This window comes from Streptomyces sp. H39-C1 (genome assembly GCF_027158125.1).
Taxonomy (GTDB): Bacteria; Actinomycetota; Actinomycetes; order Streptomycetales; family Streptomycetaceae; genus Actinacidiphila; species Actinacidiphila fildesensis.
Genome location: NZ_JAPVLS010000212.1, coordinates 1 through 3,423, shown reverse-complemented (window position 1 = coordinate 3,423; position 3,423 = coordinate 1). Strand labels below are relative to the sequence as shown.

At 69.0% G+C, this 3,423-nt stretch carries 4 protein-coding genes; all 4 read left to right on the top strand.

Annotated features, from left to right (window positions below; all coding sequences use genetic code 11):
- Nucleotides 1-508 precede the first annotated feature (508 nt).
- Nucleotides 509-772 carry a hypothetical protein gene (locus O3W51_RS47590; RefSeq protein WP_269290303.1) on the top strand — a complete coding sequence of 88 codons (264 nt, stop codon included), beginning with the start codon at nucleotides 509-511 and terminating at the stop codon, nucleotides 770-772.
- A gap of 95 nt (nucleotides 773-867) precedes the next feature.
- Nucleotides 868-2,271, top strand: coding sequence for a DDE-type integrase/transposase/recombinase (locus O3W51_RS47585; protein ID WP_269290301.1), 1,404 nt, complete (start codon nucleotides 868-870; stop codon nucleotides 2,269-2,271).
- Nucleotides 2,255-2,479, top strand: coding sequence for a hypothetical protein (locus tag O3W51_RS47580; RefSeq protein WP_269290299.1), 225 nt, complete (start codon nucleotides 2,255-2,257; stop codon nucleotides 2,477-2,479). Before O3W51_RS47585 ends, O3W51_RS47580 begins: the two co-directional genes overlap by 17 nt.
- The gene (locus O3W51_RS47575; protein ID WP_269290297.1) at nucleotides 2,476-3,285 is read left to right on the top strand and encodes an ExeA family protein; all 810 of its coding nucleotides are present in this window, start codon (nucleotides 2,476-2,478) and stop codon (nucleotides 3,283-3,285) included. The genes O3W51_RS47580 and O3W51_RS47575 overlap by 4 nt, the downstream gene beginning before the upstream one ends.
- Nucleotides 3,286-3,423: the final 138 nt, after the last annotated feature.

Sequence of the window (3,423 nt, the reverse complement as noted above, 5' to 3'; positions counted from 1 at the left end):
TGTTGAGAGTCACTCAAGATGCCGATGTGGGCGGTGAGTTGGGGCATTCTGTGTGCCGACAGATTCGAGCGCATGTCGGTGTGGCCCCGGTGTTCGTTGGCGGCGGCACCTTGCCGATGAGGGCATGCGAAGGCCCTCCCGGTGATCTCTTGGCCGAGGTGTCCCGGGAGGGCCGTGGGTAGCACGCGGAGGTGCTGTGCTCACGGTAGGGACGAATGCGGCCGAGGTCGAGACCCGGTTGGCCAACGAGGAGTTGGCATGCCCGGATTGTGGGGGTGTGCTGGCGCCGTGGGGCTGGGCCCGGGGGCGGGTGCTGCGGAGCGGGACAGGGGCGGTGCGGCTTCGTCCGCGTCGCGCCCGGTGCGGTGGGTGCGGGGCATCGCATGTGCTTCTCCCGGTATTCGTGCTGGTCAGGCGGGTGGACCTGGCGGAAGTGATAGGGGCGGCGCTGGCCGCGAAAGCGTCAGGGGCGGGGACGAGGGTGATCGCCGGGCAGCTTCGGCGGCCGGTGGACACCGTGAGGGGCTGGCTGCGCAGGTTCTCCGCGCGAGCTGAGCAGATACGGGCGTACTTCACGGTGCTGCTGGTCGAGGCGGGGGTCGATCCGGTGATGCCGGCCGCGATGGCGACGCCGTTCGCGGACGCGGTCGCCGCGGTCGCCGGGGCATGGAAAGCGGCGGCCTCGCGCTGGCCGGACATCGGCGAGGTGTCGCCGTGGCAGCTGGCCTGCGCGGCCTCGCAGGGCCGGTTACTGGCACCCACCTGGCCTTGATCAACGATCAACACGAACTCCCTCTGACGCAGCGGGGTTTGCTCCTGAAAGCCTCGGCGGGCCCATAGCCATGGCGAGATGTCAGGAAGGTGGACGTGTCGAAGAAGGACGACGAGCAGGCGACCCGGCTGGAAAGAGCCCGGTCGATCGGCCTGTTCCGATACATGCTGATCAGAGAGGCCGCGGACCCGACGCTGACCAGCCGCCAGCGCGGCAAACTGGTGCGCCAGCTCGCTTCGCAGGAGCACACTGACGCGGACGGCCGCACCGTGAGGATCACCCGGTGGACGCTGGACCGGTGGATATTGGACTGGCGTCAGGGCGGGTTCGACGCTTTGGTGCCCTCCGCCCGGCAGTCCCAGCCGCGGACCCCGCCGGAGGTGTTCGAGCTGGCCGCCGCGTTGAAGAAGGAGAACCCGGACCGCACGGCCGCGCAGGTCCGCCGGATTCTGCGGGCTCAGCTGGGCTGGGCGCCGGACGAGCGCACGTTGCAGCGGATGTTCCACCGCACCGGCCTGGTCGCGCTCAGGGCTCCGAAGGAGTCGGCGGTGTTCGGCCGGTTCGAGGCCGCCCGCCCGAATGAAATCTGGACCGGGGACGCGTTGCACGGGCCGCGGATCGACGGCCGCAAAACGTACCTCTTCGCCTTCGTGGACGATCATTCGCGGGCGGTGGTCGGGCACCGCTGGGGCTTCGCGGAGGACACCGTCCGCCTGGCCGCGGCCCTGCGGCCGGCTCTCGCGGCCCGAGGCGTCCCCCAGTACATCTACGTGGACAACGGGAGTGCCTTCGTCGACTCGTGGTTGCTGAGGGCCTGCGCGAAACTCGGCATCAAGCTGGTGCATTCCACCCCGGGACGGCCCGAGGGCAGGGGCAAAATCGAACGGTTCTTCCGCACCGTGAACGGTGAGTTCACCGTCGAGATCGCCTCCGGCACCGGCGAGGTCGGACGGGAGATCAAGGACCTCGCCGAGATGAACCGCCTGTTCACGGCATGGGTCGAACAGACCTACCACCGGCGGGTGCACTCCGAGACGAAGATGCCGCCGCTGGAACGCTGGATGGCCGGCGCCCCCTTCCCGGTCCCGGCCCCGGCCGACCTGGCCGAGGCTTTCCGCTGGTCCGAATACCGCAGCGTCGGCAAGACCGCAACGGTGTCCTTGCACGGCAACCGCTACCAGGTCGACCCACACCTGGCCGGCCGCAAGGTCGAGCTCGTCTTCGACCCGTTCGACCTGACCTTCCTGCGGGTCCGCGTCGACGGGCAGGACGCGGGCACCGCCCTGCCGTTCCAGATCACCCGGCACTCCCACCCCAAGGCCCGTCCCGAGGTCCCGGCCGACGAGCCCAGGCCCACGACCGGCATCGACTACCTCGGCCTGATCGACGCCGCGCACTCGGCCGAGCTCGGAGAAAAGATCAACTACGCGGCCCTGGGCTGGGACGGCCCCGCCAGCGTCGACCTGACCGGCACAAACGACGATGCCGCAACTTCCTGATCCGGCAGGGCTCGCGGTGTTCCTGACCGAACTGCACGGCTTCTTCGAAGCCTGCGACCAGGACGTCGACGCCGCCCTGGCCAGGCACTTCGGCGAGGACACCGCCCCCGACTGGATCATCGCCGTCCTGGAACTGGTCATCGAAAGCCTCACCGGCCGCCCCATGACACCCGTCCCCACCAGCGAACTTTCCGGAGCACACACGTGATTGAGAAACTCCAGGCCCACTACGGATTCGAGCGCATGCCCTTCGGCCGGAACCTTTCGCCCGGCATGCTCCACCGGCACGACTCCCACAACCAGGCCGTCGCCCGGATCTCCTGGTGCATCGCGGAGCGGTCCATCGGCGTGGTCACCGGCGAGGTCGGCGCCGGCAAGACCGTCTCGGTCCGCACCACCCTGGACGCACTCGACCCCTCGAAATACACCGTCATATACCTCCCGAACCCGTTGATCGGGGTCCGCGGCATCCACGAAGAGATCGTCAACTCCTTCGGCCAGACCCCCTCCCATCTCGGTTCCCGCCTGACCGTTCAGACCGGCAAGGCCCTGATGGCCGAGCGTGAGGAACGCGGGCGCACCCCTGTCCTGGTCCTGGACGAGGCCCACCTTCTGTCCTACGAACAGCTGGAAACGGTGCGGATGCTGACCAACCAGGGCATGGACCAGGACTCGCCGCTGTCCTGCCTGCTGGTCGGCCAGCCGACCCTGCGGCGGACCATGAAACTCGCCGTCCTGGCCGCCCTCGAACAGCGGACCGCCCTGCGCTACACGATGCCGGGCATGACGTCGGCCGAGACCACCAGCTACGTCGCCCACCACCTCAAACTCGTCGGCCGGCCGGACCAGCTGTTCACCGAGGACGCCCTGGCCCTGATCCACACCACCTCGCGGGGCTACCCCAGAGCGGTCAACAACCTTGCCCTGCAAGCCCTGGTCGCCGCGTTCGCCACCGGCAAGAACCTCGTCGACGAGGCCGCGGCCCGCGCAGCCGTCAGCGAGGTGGTCGACTGACCGTCCGGCACCTTGCCGACGAAAACGACACCTCACCGACGACCGCCCCGCTGGGACCGCCCCAGCGGGGCGTCGCCGTCCTGGTTCGTCGGCACCGTGAACGCCGCCTTCGTCGGCATTTTCAGCGTCGGGCAACAC